The organism is Streptomyces chiangmaiensis (genome assembly GCF_036281785.1).
GTDB classification, from domain to species: Bacteria; Actinomycetota; Actinomycetes; order Streptomycetales; family Streptomycetaceae; genus Streptomyces; species Streptomyces chiangmaiensis.
Window position 1 is genome coordinate 1 of the sequence record NZ_JAYWVC010000417.1, and the last position, 3527, is coordinate 3527.

The following is a 3527-nucleotide window of genomic DNA, read 5'->3' on the forward strand; positions in this document are numbered from 1 at the left end:
GTGGGTGAGGAGTTCGGCGGGGTCGAGCTCCAGGTCGGCGAGGGTCTGGACGCCGGTGCGCAGGCGGCCCATGGTGGCTGTTGCGTGCAGGCCGTGGCCGGCGACGTCCCCGACGACCAGGGAAACCCGCAGGGAGGGCAGGGGGATGACATCGAACCAGTCGCCGCTGATCTCCGCACCGCCGCCAGCGGGCCGATAGAAACCCACGGTCTCGGCCGCCGCCGTGTCGGTGGCGGCCGGGGGCAGCAGGCGCTGCTGCAGCGCGAGCACCGCGTGGTGCTCCCTGGTGTACCGCCGGGCGTTGTCCACGCTGAGCGCCGCCCGGGAAGCGATCTCCGCCAGGAGGTCCGCGTCCTCCTTATCGAAGGGATGCGGCTGCTCGGTACGCCAGACCACGACAACGCCGAGCACCAGACCGCGAGCGAAGAGAGGCGACGATACATATGAGTGCCCGCGCTCAGGGATGAGGAGTGATACCAGTTCCGGGAAATCGATCATGGGATGTTCGGTCCGGTGACCTCTGACGGTCTCGCCGCGCTGCATCTGCTGCATGTGGGGGCCATCCGGCAGTGGCGGGCACGCGGCACCGGGCGGCAGGAGCGGGGTGGGCCAGACGCCGGAGGCTGAGGCCACCCCCGTCTGGCGCAGGTGCCACTGCCCGGCGCCGGCCAGTTTGGGCGGCTCATCACCCTCGAACACCGCCTCGGCGAGCAACACCCAGGCCTGGTCCCCAAGGGAAGGGACCAGGACATCCGCCAGGTCCTGTGCGGTGCGGGTGACATCGAGGGATGAGCCGATTTTCTGTGCGGCAGCGTGCAGGAGCTCCAAGTCGCGGCGGGACCGGCCCTGATCGCTGAAGTCGGGGGTGCCGAGGACGAAAGCCCGGCTCCTGGCGCGATCATCAGAGGCGTTCATCGTGCCTCCTCCTCTCCCCCAGTATCTATCCACGGGTTTCCGATGGCGCGAGGCTTCGCACAGGACTACCGGCGCGAGCACAGCGCCCTCCGCGAGGTTTTTCGGTTCGGGGTTGGGCCCCAGGTAGGAGCCGCTCCAAGACCCAGTTAACCCTCGGCTCCGGGTCTGCGAGGTGGTGATGTGTACCACCGGGATCATGTTCTGCTGCCTGCCGTTCGTGGCGGCTTCGATCTCCTTCTGGGCGCTGCGTCCCATCGCCCGCAGCAGGCAGGTCTTGCTGATGCTCGCGGGCCCGTCGATGACATGGTCCATCAGCCCGTCACGGCATCCGCTGTTGCGGTGGACCGCCTCAACGACCATCTCCTGCATGTAGGACATCGCGTCGGTGGGCACCATCCGCAGATGCGATGACACTCGCTGTAGCGGGACATTAGTTTGACCTTGCGGGTACTTGCAATCTCGCACCTTTGTGTCAGTACGCGACCTGCGCGTATGTCGCCCGATGACAGTTAAGTCACTGGTATTGAAGGTTAACGTAGACGATCCAGGATGTAGTGCCGTAGAGAGGCGGTAGCCTTGCTCTCGGTGCGCGTGGTTGACCATGTCAACAGAATGGGACGGGACGCTGGCGGGCTGCTGATCGGAATTTCGATTGAGTCGGTTGCGTCCGGTGCGGTGGCTAGGACGCAGACGCCGAATCCGGCGGCAGCGAGGCCGCGTAGCGTGGCGGTATCGATGCTCTCGAACACAATGCGCGGGGTGAACCCGGCAAGAGCGCAGAGCTGTTCTGTCGTGGCCCGCAGGCCGTATCCGCGGGGCATTGCGAGAAAGTTGTCCGAAGCGACTTCGGTGAGCGCTACCTGGCTGCGTGTGGCCAGCGGGTGCGAGGGCGGAACGACAAGCACGAGCTGCTCAGTGAGCAACTTGGCGGTGGCGAACTCCGGGGAATTCGGCGCGGGCGAGGTCAGGCATAGATCGATATCGCCTTCACGCAGTGCATTGAGCAGGAACTCGGATCCTCCTTGGTGAAGGGTTATCTTCACTTCAGGGTGGCTGCCGCGGTAAGCGCGCAGAATTTCAGGCACCATGCGAGACCCTAGGGTGTTGAGGAATCCGAGAGCTACTGCGCCCCCTGTGGCACCCAGGTTCTCGGCAAGGTCCGCGCTGGCCCGCTCGAGACCCTCCGAGCATCGCTGCAGCGCATGCTGGAGAGAGCGGCCGTGGCGGGTCAATCGGACAGACCGGCCGACGCGGGTGATCAGGGGCAGCCCCAGTTGGCGTTCCCACCGGACCAGCGCACGGCTGAGACTGGACTGGGCGACTCCCAGTTCCGCTGCGGCCTGTGTGAGGTTCTCGTGACGGGCGATCGCGAGGAATTGAACCAGCGGTGAGGCGAAAACGTCCGCCACGTCAGGCTTCGTGAGACGGTGGCCAGTCATATGCACATTATGCGCACGCGCATCGTTAGCTCGCCAAATCGCATTGGACGCATCAGCCCCACGCTGACAAGCTCGCAGTTGTGTTCACCAATGCGCGATGCGATCGCAAGCACCCAGTACAGGCGAACAAATCCGGCAGAGCCACCCTGCTCAACGGGCTGCAACTCGCTGCCGTGTGCGTAGAAGCCGCCTTGGGCCCGCTCGGCACCGAGTTGGTGGCCCCGATGCTGCCCTTGCAGCGATGACATGGTGGCATGCGGTGATCATCCTGATCGCCGGAATCTGGTCCGGTGCCATCAATTCGGTGGTCGGTTCGGGCACGCTCGTGACGTTCCCTGTGCTGGTGGCGCTCGGCTATCCACCGCTGACCGCGACCACCTCGAACGCGATCGGGGTGGCACCCGGCTCGATCAGCGGCGCGATCGGGTATCGCAGGGAACTGACTGGGTTCTGGCCACAGGTGGCCCGACTCTCGGTCGCCTCGTTCTTCGGCGCGATTTGCGGCACGATCCTGCTGCTGTCACTGCCGACCAAGGCGTTCGAGTCGTTCCTGCCGGTACTCGTCGGCCTTGCCGTGGCGCTGGTGATAGTCCAGCCCAAGGTCTCCCGGTGGATCACGAAACGCCGCGAGGCCGATGGCGTCGAGGAAACGGACCACCGCAAGATCACCCCGCTGCTGCTGTTCTTCACGTTCCTGATCGGTATCTACGGCGGGTATTTCACAGCCGCGCAGGGCGTGTTGATGATGGCGGTGATGGGCATGATGCTGTCCGAGCCTCTGCAGCGGCTCAACGGTACGAGAAACGTCCTGTCCGCCTTGGTGAACGTCGTCGCCGGCACGATTTACGCTCTCAACGCGCCGATCAGCTGGCCTGTTGCCGCCATCCTCGCTGTCGGCTCGACCCTCGGCGGGCAGCTCGGTGCCAAGATCGGGCTCAAGCTGAAGCCAGCCATGCTACGCGGAGTCATCGTCGTGGTTGGTGTCGGCGCGATGGTTCAACTGGCTACGAAGTAGGGAAACTCTTCGCCATGTCCAGGCACTGAACGTGCCGCGGAGCAACAACGCCTGGTCCCTGCCGTTGCCCGCGCAGGCGCGGATGGTTGTCAACTACTTGCCGCTGTCGGCCAGCACCTCCCACGAGCAGCCGAACGCCACCGGTTGGCTTCGACAAT

3 protein-coding genes are annotated in these 3527 nt (G+C 65.0%); 1 reads left to right on the forward strand and 2 read right to left on the reverse strand.

Annotation, left to right across the window (positions count from 1 at the left end; all coding sequences use genetic code 11):
* On the reverse strand, window positions 1–1311 hold a 1311-nt coding region (locus VXC91_RS43540), incomplete at its 3' end, for a PP2C family protein-serine/threonine phosphatase (protein WP_329512882.1).
* A 134-nt stretch (window positions 1312–1445) separates the two neighbouring features.
* A complete protein-coding gene (locus tag VXC91_RS43545; protein WP_329512883.1) occupies window positions 1446–2324 on the reverse strand; it encodes a LysR family transcriptional regulator in 879 nt (292 codons plus the stop codon).
* Window positions 2325–2595: 271 nt separating this feature from the next.
* Here VXC91_RS43545 and VXC91_RS43550 point away from each other — a divergent pair, with 271 nt between their 5' ends.
* A complete protein-coding gene (locus VXC91_RS43550) occupies window positions 2596–3369 on the forward strand; it encodes a sulfite exporter TauE/SafE family protein (protein ID WP_329512884.1) in 774 nt (257 codons plus the stop codon).
* The last annotated feature ends 158 nt before the right edge of the window (window positions 3370–3527 follow it).

Excerpts from the sequence above, each read along its gene's own strand:
- VXC91_RS43550 (WP_329512884.1), top strand. The coding sequence starts at position 2,596 with ATGACATGGTGGCATGCGGTGATCATCCTGATCGCCGGAATCTGGTCC.